This window comes from Aquicella lusitana, assembly GCF_902459475.1.
GTDB lineage: Bacteria > Pseudomonadota > Gammaproteobacteria > DSM-16500 > DSM-16500 > Aquicella > Aquicella lusitana.
Window position 1 is genome coordinate 1,600,661 of record NZ_LR699114.1, and the last position, 18,885, is coordinate 1,619,545.

Genomic DNA, 18,885 nt, shown 5'->3' on the forward strand with positions numbered 1-18,885 from the left:
CGTCCTTGGTGCTAAATGTGGTGTTTAGCGCGCTATCATAGCGCTTTACCAAGGACGATCAATTTTTAATCTGGTTCACCGGACAGTAGTGGGGCGCAGCGAAGGATCTCCTATTGTGCATTGGAAGATCCTTCGAGCAAAAAACGCTCTCAGGATGACAGCCATTCTGTAGAATCAGTATCATTTGTCTAAAATGCCCAAAGTCCAGATACTAATCAAAAATAACACAAACATTATTTTTGATTATCAAAATCATCACGTTGAATAATAAAAACCACGCGAGTTGAAACAAGCTGCGTTTTTAGATGGTTTATAATAAGAACATTACATAAAAAGGAGGATGGTCATGAAGACACTTTTATGGAAAATCCCTTTAGCAATCACTCTAGCATTCGTTACATTTAGCGCACATGCCGCATGGCGTTGTGAAGCCGGCAATAGCCGGGGTCATGAGTGGACAGCCGTTTCCAATTACCGCTCACAAGCCGCAAGACTGGCCATGCAGGCTTGCCGATACAATAGTTCATATCGCCACAGCCGCACATGTCGTTTGAATTATTGTCGTTATACGTCAAGGTATCGTGATCGCGGCGCATGGCAATGTAATGTAGCTGATCGTCGAGGCAGAGCATGGTATGGCATGTCTAATTCACGTCAAACAGCTCGTTCAGTTGCCTATCGTTATTGCAGAGCCAACTCCACGCATCCCCGCAGCTGCTATTTACAAGCCTGCTTCCGAAAATGGTAAGAGCGAGTACGCCATTTGAGGAGTAAAATAAAAAGGTGGACAACCATGTCCGCCTTTTTATTTGCAAAGCGCGCTATTCTTTAGGCCGCATGTGAGGGAATAAAATCACATCGCGTATAGAAGGTGAGTCAGTAAAAAGCATGACAAGACGATCAATACCGATGCCTTCTCCTGCCGTAGGCGGCAAACCGTGTTCAAGTGCAACAATGTAATCTTCATCATAAGGCATGGCTTCTTCATCACCCTCTGCCTTGTCTCGCATTTGTTTATGAAAACGTTCTGCCTGGTCTTCGGGATCATTTAATTCCGTAAATCCATTTGCTATTTCCCGGCCGGCAATGAATAATTCAAAACGATCTGTTACAAAAGGATCCTGATCATTACGCCGTGCCAGAGGCGAAACTTCAGCAGGATACTGCGTGATAAAAGTAGGCTGTTTTAATTTCTGCTCCACTGTTTTTTCAAAAATCTCGACTTGAATTTTGCCAAGACCATAACTTTCCTGCGTGGGAATACCTAATTTTTTAGCCGTTTCTTTTGCCCTTTCAAGGGTCTCAATATCTGCTGCTTTTAGATCCGAATTGTACGCCAGAATGGCTTCTTTCAATGTCAAACGCGTAAATGGCTTGCTGAAATCAAGCGCCGTGCCCTGATAGGAAAATTGCATTTGGCCAAGTACATCCCGGGCAATTTTCCTGAACATATTTTCTGTCAAATCCATTAGATCATTATAATCTGCATAGGCCTGATAAAACTCAAGCATGGTAAATTCAGGATTGTGCTGCGTAGATAATCCTTCATTACGAAAATTGCGATTGATTTCAAATACGCGCTCAAAACCACCGACTACCAGGCGCTTTAAATAAAGTTCAGGCGCAATACGCAAAAAAAGCGGCATGTCGAGTGCATGGTGATACGTCACAAAAGGCTTGGCCGCCGCTCCGCCCGCGAGAACCTGCATCATGGGCGTTTCGACTTCAAGAAAATGCTGTTCTTTCAAAAATTGGCGGATGGAATCCGTAATGTTTGAGCGCATCAGAAACGTTCGCCGCGCTTCCTCATTCGCAATGAGATCCAAATAACGCTGACGATACCGTGTTTCCTGATCAGTTAAGCCATGAAATTTATCGGGTAGCGGTCGAATAGCTTTAGTGAGCAGAACAATTTTTTTTACCTTAACGGAAAGCTCGCCCGTTTTGGTTTTAAATAAATGGCCTTCTGCACCAATAATATCGCCGAGATCCCATTGTTTGAATGCTTCGTACACTTCAGGCGTCACTTCATCCTGACGAATATAAAGCTGAATCCGGCCGGACATATCCTGAATATGCGTGAAACTCGCTTTGCCCATCAGGCGGCGAGTCATGATCCGTCCCGCCACCTTCACTTCGATGGGATTGGCTTCAAGCTCCGCTTCTTCTTTGTTTTCGTGTTGCGTCATTAAATCCTGAGCCAGTGCATTGCGGCGAAAATCAGTGGGATAAGCCCCGCCGCTTTTGCGCCATTCTTCCAACTTGGTGCGTCGCTGCTGGATTAAATCGCTTGTACTGACTTGCTCATTTTCAGGTTGATGGTCATGCATAATTACAATCCGCTCAATAAACTTGCTTCGATAAATTTATCTAGGTCACCGTCTAATACGGCCTGTGTATTTCCTACTTCTACGCCCGTACGCAAATCTTTAATGCGCGACATATCGAGTACATAGGAGCGAATTTGACTGCCCCAGGTAATGTCCTTTTTACTCGCTTCCAATGCTTCCTGTTTGGCATGTTGCTTTTGCATTTCTATTTCATACAGTTTCGCACGTAGCTGCTTCATCGCCTGCGCGCGATTTTTATGTTGCGACCGGTCTGACTGGCATTGCACCACAACGCCCGATGGAACGTGCGTAATACGCACTGCCGAATCAGTCCGGTTAACGTGCTGGCCGCCCGCGCCGGATGCACGGTAAGTGTCTACCCGCAAATCAGCGGGATTGATTTCGATAGCGATATTGTCATCAATTTCCGGCGAAACAAAAACAGAGGCAAAGGAAGTATGGCGTTTATTATTGGAATCAAAAGGTGACTTTCTCACCAGGCGATGCACGCCGCTTTCCGTTCGCAGCCAGCCGTAAGCATAAGGGCCGTCAAACTTGACCGTGGCACTTTTGATCCCTGCCACTTCTCCCGCCGAAACTTCGATTAATTCGGTTTTAAAGCCGTGCCGCTCGCCCCAGCGCAGATACATTCGCAACAGCATATTTGCCCAGTCCTGGGCCTCGGTTCCACCTGAACCCGACTGGATATCCATATAGGCCGCATTCCTGTCCATTTCACCGGAAAACATGCGGCGAAACTCAAGGGATTCAATTTTTTTGGTAAATTTTTCAACATCCTGTGTAATAGCTTCCAGGGTTTCCGTATCATTTTCCGCTTCCGCCAGCTCATAAAGCCCTTCCATATCATCCAATTCGCTGCGCAGATGGGTCATTGACTGGATAGTTTCTTCCAGTTGGGCACGTTCTTTACCCAGGCTCTGGGTTTTTTCAGGCTGACTCCAGATAGCGGGGTCTTCTAGTTCCTGCCGGATAGCATTTAAGCGTTCAATTTTATTATCGATTTCAAAGATACCCCCAAATGCTGTCCAGGCGGGACCGCAGTTCTTTGAGGTAGTTTTTCATGGATGTAATTTCAATCATAATCAAGGCCTTTTCTAGCTATTGCGCGATGTTAGCAAGTTTTTGCGGCTCTGTCATATTTCCTCATGCAAACTTTTGGCAAACACCAGCGCATCTTCCTGCCCTGATACCGTGGGATAATAGTTTTTACGCTCTCCCACCAAGTGAAAGTGCATTTTTCGATAAAGCGAAATAGCTCGAGTATTGGAACGCCGCACTTCAAGGTAGGCGATTCCGGCCCCCTCTCGTTTGGCTTGCTGCAATAAGTGCTGCAACAGCTTACGGCCCCATCCCTGGTGCTGATACTCACGCGCGATGCCGATGTTTAGCACATGGCATTCGCCCGAATGGGCGGAACTGATCGCAAACCCAATAATCTTTTTATCCAGCTCGACTACAAAGCAGTGATGGCCCGATTGAAAACAGGCTTTAAAGGTCTCTTCTGTCCATGGAGCAATATGCACCGCCTGCTCAATGGCCACAATTTGGGGTAAATCCGATTTAAAAAATGTACGCAGCATAATTTAAAACTTCTAAAATTAAGTGATAGTATAGTGACATCATGATCAGGAAATAAAGCACCATGCCCTATAGACTTACTAAAATCTATACTCGTAAAGGCGATCAAGGCTATACGACATTAGGTGATAACCGACTTTCCAAAGACGATTTTCTGGTTGAAGCCATTGGCACCATTGATGAACTTAATTCAGTCATCGGGTTCGTCATTTCTCTGCAAATTCAACATAAAGACATCGCAGATTATTTAACACAAATTCAAAATGAACTATTTGACATGGGCGGGGAGTTGCATGCGCCTGAGCACAGCGTCATTAATGCAGAAAAAGTCTCTGTCATTGAGCAAAAGCTGGATACATGGAACAAGACGCTGCCGCCCCTCAAGGAATTTTTGCTGCCGCGCGGTAACCCAAAATCGGCAGCCTGTCATGTCGCCCGTACCGTCTGCAGACGCGCCGAACGTTGTCTTGTGAGACTTCATCGACAAGTGCCGCTTAACAACACAGAGCTGCTGCGCTATTTAAATCGGCTTTCAGATTTACTCTTTGTCGTTGCCCGCATGCTTGGGAATGAAACGGATGAAAAAGAATTGCTATGGGCACATGAAAAGCAGCAAAAAAATAAGTGACGCTTTAGCCAGCCTTCTGCTTCTTTTTCATTTCGGGGATTTCACAAGCGGGTTAACTTGTTCAGTGGTTGACACTTTACTCATCCTGAATTCTTCCGACATAAATTGATAAGCATTGAGCGCGGCATCCTGGGTAAATGCCAATCCAGTTTGGGTCGTAATCAGCGCCAAATCTTCTTTGGTTAAATAGATAGCGCCGCTTTGGGCTGTTTTTGGCACGCCTTGACCAAAGGTGTGGCTATAAATACCAAATTTTTCTGCCAATTCCTTGCTAAAATTTTCTGCTTCTTTTTGTGTCGCAAATTTCAATTTAAGCGCGACTCCGTCATGGGACGGCTTTCCTTTATTAATATTTTCTACCATTTCACAACTGATTTTTAACTGATGATCATCCATTACATTTTTTGCCGCATGAGCTACCATCATATTGGTATAACTCAGGCGGTTGGTATGCGATACCTTACTTGATGAATCGAATACGTTATCAAAGACCGTGAGATTATTTTGCGCCAAGGTAGGAATTTCTTTTTTATCCAGGCTTTCTTCAACATTTTTTGGACTAAGCCCATTAAAATCATTTACAAAACTGAGCGACAGTTTTGCCGGTTGATGCGATACTTTATTTTCAGGATTCAGTTGCTGCAGCATTTTGGAATAGCTCGAGATGGGTTTGCTTGCTGGCATGGTCGGCGAAGCAGGGACAATCGGAGGCGGCGATGGCTTTGCTTCTGTTTGCTGCACGAATTTTTTCGCCAATGGTGCACGATTGAAAATTTCAGGCAGCATGCTGACTTGCATACTGATATCATCACTAACAAGAAATCCGTCACGTGCTTTGGGAGCATTCGCTTGTGTATTGGGATAAGAGTAAGTGCCCGGTCCAGCATGTTGTTTTGTCAAACCCGGATTTGCAGTTTGGGTTAAAATATCACGATTAAAATCACCGCCCATCACCAACTTCAAATTATTTTTCTTGGCAAAATCCTGCAAAGCCTGAATCTGTTGTTGCAATTGAACATCTTGACTCATTCTTGCATGGACATTCACTACCAGCATTTGTTCCCCGGTATTTTTATTCTCCAATATCGTGCACTGTATCCCATGCGGGTTGCTTTTATCTTTAGGAGCAATCTGATTCAGTTGTTTGGACCATTCAGCATTCACCACCTCTTTATACTTGGCGGGATTATACAGAGTTAACAGCGACCGGCCATTATAGCCCGTATAATTTGCCTTCATGGGGCTCGTCAAACCCTCATTAATAGAACCCATCAGCATATCTTGTTGGGCTTGCTGCGACGGTGCTTCCTGCAGCAGGATAATATCCAGCTCATTATCACTCTTAAGTTTCTGATTAATATTTTCGCCTGTACTTTTTAAGCGGGCCTCGTATTGCGCTTGATTTTCTGTCTGGCCAAACCGATTATTATAGGGCGCCTTCGGATCATTCTTCGCACTGCATTGATCCATCATATTAAAAATCATGACTTCCGCTGTCGACTTTGGTGTTTTAAGGCGCGCTAATTGCGGGAGATGGTCTGAATTAACTTTATTATAATCAAGGATATAGTTGTTAGATGCGTGCATAACTCCTCCACCCTTTTAAATACTATAGCAAAGACCATGAAAAAAAAGATAACCGAGAAGGAGTTCGAAAGTGGAGACTTCAAGTTTTTAATACGGCTGAAAAAAGAAAAAACCCCGGATTGGCATGATGCAACCCGGGGTGGCTGGAACTTTAAAAAATTAAGTTAATTTTGACTTATAAAACCTGCGGCAAGTCCGCAGGAATAAAGTTTAACTAGTGGCTTTTTCTTCTTTTTTCTTAGGCAGATATAAATCGGTGATCGTACCTTCAAATACTTCTGCCGCCATCGCCACTGTTTCAGATAAGGTCGGATGGGGATGAATAGTCAGCGCCAAATCTTCCACATCAGAGCCCATTTCGATTGCAAGCGCCACTTCAGCCACCAGTTCGCCCGCGTTCGGGCCCACAATACCTGCGCCAATCACGCGGTGATTCGATTCATCAATGATCAGCTTGGTGATACCTTCACTGCGGCCAAGACTTAAAGAACGGCCACTAGCAGCCCAGGGAAAGACGCCCTTGCCATATTTGATGCCTTTTGATTTAGCTTCATTTTCCGTCACGCCAACCCATGCCACTTCCGGATCCGTATAAGCAACGCTAGCAATGCATTTAGCATCAAAATAATGTTTGAGTCCCGCAATCACTTCAGCTGCGATACGGCCTTCCGGGATTGCCTTATGCGCCAGCATGGGGTTGCCAGCGATATCACCAATCGCGAAGATGTGCGACACATTGGTACGCTGCTGCTTGTCTACCGGGATGAATCCGCGTTCATCCACTTTAACACCGGCTTTATTGGCATCAATTTGATCGCCATTCGGACGTCTGCCCACTGCGCAAAGGATGCGGTCAAATTTTTCCGGTTTTTCCGGCGCGTTTTCACCTTCGAACGTCACATACAGACCGTCTTTTTTTGCTTCGACTTTCGTGACTTTGGTTTTGAGATAAATATTTTTGTAGCGCTGTTTAATACGCTTGAAAAGCGGCATCACTACATCGCTATCCGCGCCAGGAATAATCTGGTCCATTAATTCAACCACGGTAATTTCAGCACCAAGCGCATGATAAACCGTCGCCATTTCAAGACCAATAATGCCGCCGCCAATCACCAGCATTTTGCCATGGGTCTCTTCTAGCTCCAGCGCGCCGGTTGAATCGATAATGCGCGGATCATCAGGTAAAAAGGGCAGTTTGACAGGACGTGAACCTGCGGCGATGATCGCCTGCTCGAACTTTATCGTTTCTTTCTTGCCATCTTTTGCGGTGACGTCAATTTCATGATCCGAAATAAATTTGCCTACACCGTGCACGACTTCAACCTTGCGTTGTTTCGCAAGCATCTTGAGACCGCCAGTTAATTTGCTCACCACGCTGCTTTTCCAGTCGCGCAATTTTTTATTTTCTATTTTAGGTTTGCCAAACTGCACGCCATGTTCTGACATTTCCGCCACTTCATCAATGACTTTGGCTGCGTGCAGCAGGGCTTTAGAAGGAATGCAGCCTACGTTCAAACACACACCGCCCAACACGTCATAGCGTTCGATCAACACGACTTTCTTGCCCAAATCAGCAGCGCGAAAAGCAGCCGTGTAACCACCCGGACCACTGCCCAGCACAACAACTTCAGTTTGTATCGTCATTTTTTCTTCTCTCTCTTTAATAAACTCAACATCCTCACGCGGCATGCCACGTGAGGCAATTAAGGGCTATAACAGCAAATTGCGAATGTCGGAAAGCATATTGGTTAAATGCACCATGAAACGCGCGCCGTCTGCACCATCGATCACACGATGGTCATAGGAAAGCGAAAGCGGCAACATGAGACGCGGCACAAACTCACCATCTTGATAAACAGGCTTATAAGAAGATTTTGATACGCCCAAAATAGCGACTTCAGGATAGTTAATAATGGGTGTAAACGCAGTGCCGCCAATGCCGCCCAGACTGGAAATGGAAAAACAACCGCCCTGCATGTCACCCGGTGTTAATTGTTTTTTACGTGCTTTCTCGCTGACATCCGCCAGTTCTTTTGCGAGATCGCTCAAACCTTTTTTATCTACGTCGCGAATCACTGGCACAACTAGCCCATCCGGTGTGTCAACCGCTACACCCAGGTTAAAATATTTTTTCATGACCAGATTTTCACTGGCTGCATCCAGTGATGCGTTAAAATGCGGGAAAGCTTTCAATGATGCCACCACTGCTTTCATGATAAAAACAAGCGGCGTCAGCTTGATATTCTGCTTTTCCAGTTCATTTTTTTTCGTCTGTCGGAACTTCTCGAGTGTGGTGATGTCCGCCTCGCCAAACTGGGTGACATGCGGGATCATCATCCAGTTGCGTTGCAGATTTTTACCAGAAATTTTCTTGATACGGGAAAGCGCCTGACTTTCAACCGGACCAAATTTGGAAAAATCAATCGCAGGCATGGCAGGTAACGAGAGAGATGTGCCACCCTGAACCTGTGATAATTGCGCTTTGACATAAGCCTGAACGTCTTCTTTCAATATGCGCTGCTTTGGGCCGCTGCCTGAAATCAGTGTGAGGTTAACGCCCAGTTCGCGTGCAAGCTGGCGTACGCCAGGCCCGGCGTGAACATCGCTGGTAGACTGGACTGTGCCTGTCAGCACCTTGGATTCTTCGGATGTTGATGCTTCTTCAGCAACGTCTTCAGCAGCTGAGACGGCTGGTTTCTTCTCTTCTTTGCTTTCTGGCGCCTTGGCCTTTTCTTTTTCAACTTCTGGCTTTGCGTCAGTTGGCTTCTTCTCTTCTGCTTTGGCTGCTGCCCCGCTCGTTTCCAGAGTCAGAATAACAGCATCAGATGAAACCTTGTCACCGACTTTGATTTTCACTTCCTTGACCACGCCTGCATCGGTGGAAGGCACATCCAGTGTTGCTTTATCTGATTCAAGCGTCACAATAGACGTATCTTTCTCAATTTTATCGCCTGGCTTTACCAAGACTTCGATAACAGTCACATCTGTTGCCCCTCCCAAATCAGGGACGGTGATATTTTTCAATTGTGCCAAAGGAATTCCTCCATTCATTTAATCACTCGCGCTTCCTCTCCCCTGCAAGGGAAAGGGTCTGGATGAGGCCCGCTTTCATTGCGCGTATTATTATACTCTGAGCTTCGCCTGGTCCCACAGTAAAAAATGCAAGGTCATGAAGCGCTTTTATTAAACCAGTCTCGCCAAGGATGAATGGTTTCCCTGCCTGGACGGGGAAACCATATAAAAGTTATGCGGCGGTTTTTACGATCAAACGGTTACCGGGTTAGGTTTCTTCGGATCGATGCCGTATTTTTTCATGGCAGCAGCGACTTGTGCAGGTTTAAGTTCACCTTCTTTTACCAGCGCATACAAGGCAGCAACCACAATATAATAACGGTCCACTTCAAAGAAACGGCGCAAGCTTTCACGCGTATCGCTGCGACCAAAACCATCCGTACCCAATGTCACATAGGTGCGTTCAAGGTAGGGACGAATGAGATCAGCATAAGCGCGTACATAATCAGTCGCTGCGATCACTGGCCCAGTCTGGTTCTTCAGACACTGAGCCACATAGGGCACAGCTGGTTTTTTATCGCCAACCAGCATATTTTCACGCTCGCAAGCGGCACCGTCACGTCTCAGTTCACTAAAGCTGGTAACGCTCCAAACATTCGCTGCAATATCAAAGTCTTTTTTCAACAACGCTGCTGCTTCAATCACTTCATTCAGAATGGCGCCGCTGCCCAACAGTTGTACTGTATGTTTCGTCTTGCTGGTATCTGCTTTCTGGAACAGGTACATCCCTCTGATGATGCCTTCCTCCACCCCTTCCGGCATTGCTGGCTGTGCATAGCGCTCGTTCATGGCCATAATATAATAAAAGACATCTTTTTCTTCAGCGTACATCTCTTTCAGGCCATGCTGAATAATGACAGCCATTTCGTAACCATAAGCCGGATCATAAGCGCGGCAGGTGGGGAAAGTTGATGCGATCAATAAACTGTTACCGTCCTGATGCTGCAAGCCCTCACCTTCCAGTGTTGTACGGCCGGCTGTCGCCCCTATCAAGAAACCGCGCGCACGCATATCACTAGCCGCCCAGATGTAATCACCTACACGTTGAAAACCAAACATGGAGTAATAGGTGAAAAAAGGCACCATGGGAAACTGATGAGTGGCATAAGAAGTAGCTGCCGCTATCCACGAAGCCATGCAGCCCGCTTCAGTAATCCCTTCTTCGAGTACCTGGCCGTCTTTAGCTTCATGATAATACAGGAACTGTTCTTTATCTTCCGGCGTGTAACGCTGGCCTACGGATGAGTAAATACCCACCTGGCGAAACAGGGTTTCGAGGCCAAAAGTACGCACTTCATCGGAAAAAATAGGCACAATGCGCGGGCCTATTTCTTTCTCTTTTAACAGGACATTCAGAATGCGCCCCAGGGCCATGGTCGTAGAGATGGCCCTGTCACCGGAACCTTTCAGCACGGCATCAAACACAGATAGGTCAGGCACCGTCAAGGGATGGGATTCCACGCGGCGTGAAGGCAAATACCCTCCCAGCTTTTCACGTTGAGCTTGCAGATACTGCATTTCTGCGCTGTCTTTTTCCGGCTTATAAAAACTGAAACTCAATAATTCTTTGTCATTGAGCGGCAAGTTAAAGCGATCGCGGAAAGCTTTTAATTCTTCTTCAGTCAAGTCCAGCTGGTTGTGCGCGACGTTTCTACCTTCGGCGGTCGTTGTGCCAAGACCGTAGCCTTTGACACCCTGCGTTAAAATAACTGTAGGCTGTCCCTTATGACGGGTTGCTGCATGATAAGCAGCATAAATTTTTACTGGGTCGTGCGCACCACGCTTTAGACCTGCAATTTCTTCATCCGACCAGTCAGCGACCAGTGCTTTTAATTCATCCGTATTAAACAGGAATTCGCGTGTATAAGCGCCACCACGCACATAAGCAGTTTGCAGGTCACCATCCACACATTCGGTTAATCGTTTGACGAGCGCGCCTGTTTTGTCTTTTGCAAATAATTTATCCCAGCCACTGCCCCATAATACTTTGATAACGTGCCAACCTGCGCCGCGAAAAAGGCTTTCCAGCTCCTGCACAACCTTGTAATTACTGCGAACCAAACCATCCAGGCGCTGCAAATTGCAGTTAACGACAAAAACAAGATTATCCAGTTTTTCACGTCCCGCGAGGGTCAGGCCAGCAATAGCATCGGGTTCATCCATTTCTCCGTCACCGCAAAATACCCACACCTTGCGATCACCCGCAGGCAAAAGACCTCGATTTTCGAGATAATGAAGAAAGCGCGCCTGATAAACACCTTGTAGCATACCAAGACCCAGCGAGACAGTCGCAAACTGCCAGAAGTTTGGCATGAGCCATGGATGCGGATAAGAGGAAACGCCTTCCCCTCCTGCTTCCTGGCGAAAATGCTTTAACTGTTTCTCTGAAATCCGGCCTTCCAGGAATGCACGGGCATAATTTCCTTCTGAAGAATGGCCCTGAAAATAGACGAGGTCTCCCAGACTGTCTTTAGTAGGCCCTCGAAAAAAGTGATGCATGCCGACTTCATATAAAGTTGCGATAGAAGCAAAGGAAGATAAATGACCGCCAACACCCCCTGCCTTGCTTTTTGCCTGCAGCACCATTGCAATTGCGTTCCAACGAAGGATTGCTTCGATAGCCGCTTCGATTTTCAAGTCGCCCGGATAGTCAGGCTGGTCTTCTGCTGAAAGGGTATTACAATATGAAGTCATCAAAGCGCCCAGGCCGCTTTTGACGCCTTGCTGTTCTGCTGCTGCCAATAAGGCTTGCAAAATAAACTGGGCCCGCTCTTTCCCTTCATACCGGATAAGAGAAGCCAGAGAGTCTAACCACTCTTTGGTTTCGACGGGATCGTTATCACTCCACGTTTTCGTCATCACTCGTTTCCTGCCAGTTCTATTTTGGCGCCAAGTTTAACTCGAAATGATAAAAAATCCAAAGCTGCGTTTTATCTCTCAAAGCCAGCAGAGAAAATATTCCTAAAGATTGGTAGTCAATACGTGTTACACATTTCTCCTATTATAGCCTAATGATCGCCAATCACGAAAAACAGGAATAAGTTTGCGTTATTTAAATGATTATATTGGATTTTTGTTTAGATTTTGCGCCCGGACTCAAGATACTCGCAGAGCTGAGCGGCGCCGTCCAGCAACCGCGGGCCTGCCCGGTCAATCCAGTCTGGATTCACTGTAAAGAGTAAGTGATTTTTTACCGCGGCCATTTCTGGCCAGTTTGCCCAACGCGATTTCCAATCCTCACTGGTGGCACTGCTCACAATCACATCCGGATTGGCAGTGACCACAGCTTCCCAACCTACTTCAGGCGCGAGGGTCCTGCTATCAGCAAAAATATTACGCCCGCCGCAAAGCGTAATGACCTGGTTAATCCAGCTATCTTTATTAATAGTAATAAGAGAATAAGATCCAATCTGATAAAAAACCGTCACAGGTTTTTTTGCATGGTAGCGCTCGCGTATTGCCTTAAGACGCGCGTTATATTGTTTAACCGCCTTATTTGCGCTTGTTGTTCTGTCAGTCAAGCAGCCGAGATTAATCATTGTGTGCGGCACATCTTCTAGATGGCGAGGTTCTGTCGTATAAACCGGCAGGTGCATTTTTTTAAGCGCCATCAGCTGGCGCGCAAAAGTATTGCTCCATGTCACGATCAAATCGGGATGCAGGGAAATGATCCGCTCAAGATCGATGCCGCTGTACGAACCCACTTCAGGAAGATGTCGTGCTGCCTCGGGATAATCACTACCGCTGATCACCCCCACTACCTGCTGACCTGCGCCGACTGCAAATAATATTTCAGTGATATCAGGCGCAAGACTGATGATGCGCTGTGCGGGTTGATTCAGGCGCACCTTATTGCCCATATCATCTGTCACTTCACAGGCTGCGTATACCAGAGGAGAGAAAAGCAGATAAAAAATCGCGGAAATAAACAACCAGGCAGCCGTTTTCTCCCATCGCAGATGGCGGCATAACAACGGCTTGTCATACAAGTAAGCCTTCACTTTCATGATGCGACTAAAAGTAGGATTAATGTTATTCAAAAAAAACCCGGCCGGTCTAAGTTCACACAACCCATGCGATAAGCGCAACAATTACTAGCACAATCACAAATACACGATCCAGCAGGTGGATAGCCGCTCGTTCTGCAGAACCGTCCTCGGGAATTTTGCCCTGCTCCTCATTGCCAAGCGCTGCCTGCCCGCATTCCGTCAATAGAGCTTCGCTGCTTGATAAACCCTGCAAGACTTTTTTCTGCCAACATGACAACACATGCACAAAATGGCCGCCCAAAGCAAAAATGAAAGTAAAGAGGCGAACGGGCACCCAATCCAGGACCGCCTTGATGAGACGGGCTGTTTGCGACAGAGTGGGTGTCATGTCCTCTCTTGGCATTTCTGACGAAGACAAGGCAACCGTCCGGTATAAAACTGCACCCACAGGACCCAAAATCAAGTACCAGAATACAATGGCAAACACACGGGTATTCGCTTCCACAAAAATATTGTTAAGAAGATGTTGGTGCAGCGACTGGGAATAACTGGTGTCGGTAATGCCAAATGAAGTTTTTAATTTATCCGCTGCAAAATGTGCATCACCTTGCGTCAGCGCGTTGATACAGGAAAAAGCATCGGCCCAAAGGTTCTGAGGACCAAGACAATACAGCAGGATAAAGAGATGAAACAGAAGCCTGATAAACCCGTATAACCAGCCTTTCAGTGAAATATCAATGATGGCAATGACAATGAGCAAGGGCAGGATAGTTAACAAAAGCGTCAGATAAGGCGACTTGCCGGGCAGGCGCTCACTGATCAAGTTCTCATACCGATGATACCAGGACCATTGACGCAGATGGCTCCAGTCAAAAAACCGCTCAATTAATAAGGCAATTAAAATCACAATAAAGGTCATTGCAGTTTTCCTTTTAAATAGCCCTGTCAAAAGCGGGCCCCTGATCTCTTTTTCAGCCTGGCGTGTATTATAACGTGAATTTTATAAACATAAATCGCCATCGCAAGTAAAAAGCAAATCCATTTCTCCCTGGTCAACCCCGGCCGCGAGCGACCGAAGGTTTATGGATCAACAGCATTTTATGCAAATTTCATTGCAAATCCGCCAGAAATATTAAAAAATGGCACCTTTATTAATCTTGTGTATACAATAAACAATCATGCAACCAGAAGAAATTAAACACTTAATTGAAGCGGGCTTAAAAGGCTCGGAAGCGTATGTTGAAGGTGACGGCACTCATTTTACGGCTGCCGTCATCTGCCCCGTCTTTGCCGGCCGATCACGCATACAAAAGCAGCAGCTAGTCTATGATACAGTAAGAGCCCAGTTGCTGGACGGCAGGCTGCATGCCTTATCCATTACCACCTTTACACCGGAAGAATGGCAACAACTCAAAGACGATCTGAATGCAGAGGAATCCTGATTATGGAAAAGCTGATCATAAAAGGCCAACACCCCTTAAATGGCGAAATTAAAATTTCCGGCGCCAAAAATGCAGCGCTGCCGATTCTTGCCGCATCACTACTGAATAGTTCTCCCATTCAGATCAGCAATATCCCGCATTTGCAGGATGTGACGACCATTGTTAGCCTGCTCGGACAAATGGGTGTGCGCATCACGCTGGATGAGCGTTCCAATATAGAAGTAGACGCAGGAAAATTGAATTCCTTCCATGCACCTTATGAATTAGTCCGCACCATGCGGGCTTCGGTACTGGTGCTGGGACCACTGTTGGCCCGATTTGGGCAAGCAGAAGTGTCTCTGCCTGGGGGCTGTGCGATTGGTACCCGTCCTGTGGACCAGCACCTGAAAGGGCTCCGGGCCATGGGGGCTGACATTCGCATTGAAAATGGTTACATCAAAGCCACAGCCAAAAAGCTGAACGGCGCAACCATTGTAATGGATATTGTGACCGTCACCGGCACAGAAAATATCATGATGGCAGCCGTTCTCGCCAAAGGACAAACCATTATCCACAACGCAGCACGCGAACCTGAAGTGGAAGATCTGGCTAACTTTCTTAACACTATGGGAGCACACATACGCGGCGCAGGTACGTCCACCCTTATCATTGAAGGCGTCGACGAACTGGGTGGCGGACGTTATCAAGTTCTCCCTGATCGGATTGAAACAGGCACCTATCTGGCCGCAGCGGCCATTACCCGCGGCAAAATCAAACTCAAAAATACCCGGCCGGAATTACTCGAATCTGTCCTACTTAAAATTGAGGAAACGGGTGCTTTCATTGACACCGGGCCGGACTGGATCATGCTTGACATGAAAGGCAACCGTCCGCGAGCTGTCAATATCAGTACGGCTCCTTATCCAGCGTTTCCCACTGACATGCAGGCACAAATGATGGCGGTGAACACGGTCGCCCAGGGCACTGGCGTGATTACAGAAACCGTTTTTGAAAACCGCTTTATGCATGTACAGGAACTGCAGCGCATGGGCGCCCATATTGCACTCAAAGGCAATACCGCCATCTGCACGGGAACCGATGACCTGCATGGCGCACCCGTCATGGCCACTGACTTGCGTGCATCCGCAAGCCTTGTGCTGGCTGGATTGGCAGCCAAGGGCGAAACGACTATCGATCGGATTTATCATATTGATCGCGGTTACGAATGCATCGAAGAAAAGCTCGCACAGCTTGGCGCGCAAATTAATCGTTTGCCATCAGACTCAAAGGAATAAAATGACATGAACCGGAAAGGATACCGATGGTTATTTTCGCTTCTGTTACTTCCCTTGCTTGCTCAGGGTGCAAACCAGAGTGACCTGGATAAGCTGGTCGAATTAAAGAAAGCTCAAAGTACTTATCTGGATTTATCCAATGTGGATTTGCGAAATTATTCGTTCATCCCCGGCAAGATTGATTTGCAACGGGCAAATTTATCTCACAGCAATTTATCAGGCGTTGATCTCTCAAAAATGAACCTGAGCGGCGCAAATCTAAGCTATGCCAATTTGGCAAATGCCAGACTCAATCAAGCTGTCTTGACCAGCGCCAACTTGCAGCATGCAAACCTAAGCGGCGCCGAACTGCATCAAACCGATCTATCCGGCGCAGATTTAAGCTTCGCCACCTTAACCACTGCCAACTTGCAACAAGCCCTTTTTATCAAAGCCGATCTCACGTGTGTCAATCTCAACCAAGCGGATTTAACCCGATCCAACTTTACAGAGGCCGTCATTTCGGGCGCAACGTTTATCAATACGATGACTGCCGATATCATCGGGTATGATTCCGTGACGGATAGGAAGATAAGTTGCGGATAGTCACGCTGACATGCATCAGGGATTTGGTTGTTATGCCTGCGGTTTGCGCTTTCTAACAAAAGACTTTCATTCCCTCATCTGGTCACAAGATGAGGGAATGATTACACGCTGTTAATTCAAATAAAAATCCAGTGTCGCCCGCAATCCTGTTTCCATGCTGACTTGCGGTGTCCAGCCTAACTGCTCATTTGCATGGCGAACCAAAGGCACACGCAATGACACATCCTGATAGCCTTCACCGTAATACTGCTGTGCGTCAATATCAACCAGCTGCACGGATTTCGCCCGCTCGGCATAGTTAGGATAAGACTGTGTAATGAGGCTAATGAGTGTCTCCGCAAGTTTGCGTATGGAAATATTTTCGGATGGGTTCCCAATATTGAAAATTTTATTACGCGCACTGTCATTTTTATTTTTGATGATGCGTAATAAAGCATCAACGCCATCACCAACATAAGTAAAGCAACGCTGCTGCGAACCGCCGTTAACGAGATTGATATTTTCACCGCGGAGGATATTGCCTATAAATTGCGTCAGCACGCGCGACCCGCCGGGTTTGGGATTAAACACGTTATCAAGACGCGGACCATACCAGTTAAAAGGACGAAATAAGGTATAAGATAATCCCTTATGTTTGCCGTAAGCATAAATCACGCGATCCAATAACTGTTTCGAAGTGGAATAGATCCAGCGTTCCTTATTGATGGGGCCCGTAACAAGGTTACTGTTTTCTTCGTCAAATTCAGTGTCAGGGCACATGCCATAGACTTCTGAGGTAGAGGGGAAGATCACATGTTTTTTATATTCAGCGCACTGGCGCACAATTTCAAGGTTAGCTTCGAAGTCAAGTTCAAACACACGCAGAGGGTCCTGCACATAGAGCGCCGGCGTTGCAACCGCAACCAGTGGCAGGATCACATCACAGTGCTGAATGCGTTCCCTGATCCAGTCTTTCTGCTTGGTAATATCGCCACTTACAAAATGAAAACGCGGATGCTGCAGACAAGTCTCGATTTTATCCTGCGCTAAGTCCATGGCATGGATCTGCCAATCAGTCTGCGCAAGAATTGCTTCGCTTAAATGGCTGCCAATAAAACCGTTCGCACCCAGAATTAAAACGTTCATAAAACACACTCCTATAAGAAAGGGATCTGACAGATTAATACTGCTGACTATAGCGTTTTAAAAAATTGCCAAATTATTGTCATCCCCTATTTATTTTTTAATTAAAAATACCATACATCACATCGAGCACTTTATCGTGTTCGGCATCTGTCATGCCCGGAAAGAGCGGCAGACTGACGATGCGTTCGCATACGTCTTCCGCGTGCGGGAAATCGCCAAGATTAAAACCAAATGCCTGACGATAGTAAGGATATAAATGCGCAGCACGGTAATGCAAACCTGTACCTATATTCTTTTCTTTCATAGCCTGCATAAATTCATCACGATTCATGCCCGTGATTTCTTCATTGATAAGCGGTGTATAAATATGCCAAGCATGCAGATGTTCATAAGGCGGTCGCTTGGGCAGCGTCCATTGCGGCCAGTCAGACAGGGCTTCCTGATAGCGATTCGCCAGTTCATTGCGGCGAGCAATAAAGCCGCCCAATTCCTGAAGTTGATGAATGCCAATCGCAGCTTGTATATCCATCATATTGTATTTATAGCCGGGCAGGACCACTTCATAATCCTGGCTGCCTCCCTTGCTGTAACGGTTCCAGGCTTGTCTGTCGATGCCATGAAAACGCAGCCGTTCAATTTGCATTGCAAGCTGTTGGTCACGGGTAACGACGCAACCGCCCTCACCTGTAGTCATGTTTTTGTTAGGATGAAAGCTGAAAACCTGCGTGTCACCAAAGCTGCCAATACGTTTACCTTTATATTCAGCACCAATCGCATGCGCTGCATCTTCAAGCACACGAAGTCCGCGCTGTTCCGCTATTTCATAGACAGGATCCAAGTCCACGGGAAGACCGGCAAAATGAACCGGCATAATGACACGTGTACGATCAGTGACTGCATCCGCGAGTCTGTTCATATCCATATTTAAAGTGCCAGGATCAATATCGATCAGAACAGGCTTGCCGCCCGCCAGCACAATCGTATTCAATGTGGCGACAAAGGTGAGTGGGGTTGTTATCACTTCATCCCCTGGCGCAAGATCCATTCCGAGCAGGGCAACATGCAAACCGGCTGTTGCGGACGTTAATGGCAGCACATGCGGTGCATCAAAATACCTCTTGAGATTTTCAGTAAATTGGTTCACCCGCGGACCTGTTGCAATCCATCCGCTTTTTAAGCAGGCAACAACTTCATCGATGGCGGCCTGACTGATAGACGGGCGCGAAAATGGTAAAAATTCTTCAGACATAATAT

General features: G+C 46.6%; 16 protein-coding genes. 5 read left to right on the forward strand and 11 right to left on the reverse strand.

The annotated features are described in order from the left end of the window. Positions 1-346 precede the first annotated feature (346 nt). Positions 347-748 carry a hypothetical protein gene (locus AQUSIP_RS07380; RefSeq protein WP_147277510.1) on the forward strand — a complete coding sequence of 134 codons (402 nt, stop codon included), beginning with the start codon at positions 347-349 and terminating at the stop codon, positions 746-748. A 73-nt stretch (positions 749-821) separates the two neighbouring features. On the opposite strand, the gene lysS is transcribed toward AQUSIP_RS07380, so the two are convergent. The 3 genes from lysS to rimI form a co-directional block, all read right to left on the reverse strand. Then, a complete protein-coding gene (gene lysS / locus AQUSIP_RS07385) occupies positions 822-2,330 on the reverse strand; it encodes a lysine--tRNA ligase (protein ID WP_114835329.1) in 1,509 nt (502 codons plus the stop codon). Positions 2,331-2,332: 2 nt separating this feature from the next. Next, a protein-coding gene (prfB, locus tag AQUSIP_RS07390) for a peptide chain release factor 2 (protein ID WP_114835330.1) occupies positions 2,333-3,431 on the reverse strand; the annotation gives its coding sequence in 2 pieces (ribosomal slippage) (positions 2,333-3,355 and positions 3,357-3,431; 1,098 coding nt in all). A gap of 53 nt (positions 3,432-3,484) precedes the next feature. Next, the gene (gene rimI, locus AQUSIP_RS07395) at positions 3,485-3,931 is read right to left on the reverse strand and encodes a ribosomal protein S18-alanine N-acetyltransferase (protein WP_114835331.1); all 447 of its coding nucleotides are present in this window, start codon (positions 3,929-3,931) and stop codon (positions 3,485-3,487) included. A 62-nt stretch (positions 3,932-3,993) separates the two neighbouring features. On the opposite strand from rimI, the gene AQUSIP_RS07400 reads away from it, so the two are divergent. Beyond that, a complete protein-coding gene (locus AQUSIP_RS07400) occupies positions 3,994-4,557 on the forward strand; it encodes a cob(I)yrinic acid a,c-diamide adenosyltransferase (RefSeq protein ID WP_114835332.1) in 564 nt (187 codons plus the stop codon). Positions 4,558-4,584: 27 nt separating this feature from the next. Here the strand turns inward: AQUSIP_RS07400 and AQUSIP_RS07405 are convergent, their stop codons facing one another. From AQUSIP_RS07405 to ampE, 6 genes are all read right to left on the reverse strand, one after another. Beyond that, positions 4,585-6,144 (reverse strand): endonuclease/exonuclease/phosphatase family protein, encoded by a 1,560-nt coding sequence (locus AQUSIP_RS07405; protein WP_114835333.1) that lies wholly within the window; start codon positions 6,142-6,144, stop codon positions 4,585-4,587. Positions 6,145-6,354: 210 nt separating this feature from the next. Then, positions 6,355-7,788, reverse strand: a complete 1,434-nt coding sequence (gene lpdA / locus AQUSIP_RS07410) for a dihydrolipoyl dehydrogenase (RefSeq protein ID WP_114835345.1) — start codon at positions 7,786-7,788, stop codon at positions 6,355-6,357. 66 nt (positions 7,789-7,854) lie between these two features. Then, positions 7,855-9,177, reverse strand: coding sequence for a dihydrolipoyllysine-residue acetyltransferase (gene aceF, locus AQUSIP_RS07415; RefSeq protein ID WP_232058654.1), 1,323 nt, complete (start codon positions 9,175-9,177; stop codon positions 7,855-7,857). Between the two features lie 231 nt (positions 9,178-9,408). Then, positions 9,409-12,078, reverse strand: a complete 2,670-nt coding sequence (gene aceE / locus AQUSIP_RS07420) for a pyruvate dehydrogenase (acetyl-transferring), homodimeric type (RefSeq protein WP_114835335.1) — start codon at positions 12,076-12,078, stop codon at positions 9,409-9,411. 215 nt (positions 12,079-12,293) lie between these two features. Then, positions 12,294-13,256 carry a cobalamin-binding protein gene (locus AQUSIP_RS07425; protein WP_147277511.1) on the reverse strand — a complete coding sequence of 321 codons (963 nt, stop codon included), beginning with the start codon at positions 13,254-13,256 and terminating at the stop codon, positions 12,294-12,296. Positions 13,257-13,278: 22 nt separating this feature from the next. Continuing rightward, positions 13,279-14,124 carry a regulatory signaling modulator protein AmpE gene (ampE, locus tag AQUSIP_RS07430; protein ID WP_114835337.1) on the reverse strand — a complete coding sequence of 282 codons (846 nt, stop codon included), beginning with the start codon at positions 14,122-14,124 and terminating at the stop codon, positions 13,279-13,281. A 259-nt stretch (positions 14,125-14,383) separates the two neighbouring features. Here ampE and AQUSIP_RS07435 point away from each other — a divergent pair, with 259 nt between their 5' ends. The 3 genes from AQUSIP_RS07435 to AQUSIP_RS07445 are packed head-to-tail and all read left to right on the forward strand — an operon-like array spanning position 14,384 to position 16,506. Next, positions 14,384-14,647 carry a BolA family protein gene (locus AQUSIP_RS07435; RefSeq protein WP_114835338.1) on the forward strand — a complete coding sequence of 88 codons (264 nt, stop codon included), beginning with the start codon at positions 14,384-14,386 and terminating at the stop codon, positions 14,645-14,647. A gap of 2 nt (positions 14,648-14,649) precedes the next feature. Beyond that, positions 14,650-15,921 carry a UDP-N-acetylglucosamine 1-carboxyvinyltransferase gene (murA, locus tag AQUSIP_RS07440; protein ID WP_114835339.1) on the forward strand — a complete coding sequence of 424 codons (1,272 nt, stop codon included), beginning with the start codon at positions 14,650-14,652 and terminating at the stop codon, positions 15,919-15,921. 6 nt (positions 15,922-15,927) lie between these two features. Continuing rightward, on the forward strand, positions 15,928-16,506 hold the full coding sequence (locus tag AQUSIP_RS07445; protein WP_114835340.1) for a pentapeptide repeat-containing protein: 579 nt from the start codon (positions 15,928-15,930) through the stop codon (positions 16,504-16,506). 111 nt (positions 16,507-16,617) lie between these two features. Here AQUSIP_RS07445 and AQUSIP_RS07450 read toward each other — a convergent pair whose 3' ends face one another. Then, entirely contained in the window at positions 16,618-17,631 is a 1,014-nt protein-coding gene (locus AQUSIP_RS07450; RefSeq protein WP_114835341.1) for a bifunctional UDP-4-keto-pentose/UDP-xylose synthase, read from the reverse strand. A 97-nt stretch (positions 17,632-17,728) separates the two neighbouring features. Next, complete coding sequence (locus AQUSIP_RS07455; protein WP_114835342.1) at positions 17,729-18,880, reverse strand: DegT/DnrJ/EryC1/StrS family aminotransferase; 1,152 nt, start codon at positions 18,878-18,880, stop codon at positions 17,729-17,731. Between the last annotated feature and the right edge of the window lie 5 nt (positions 18,881-18,885).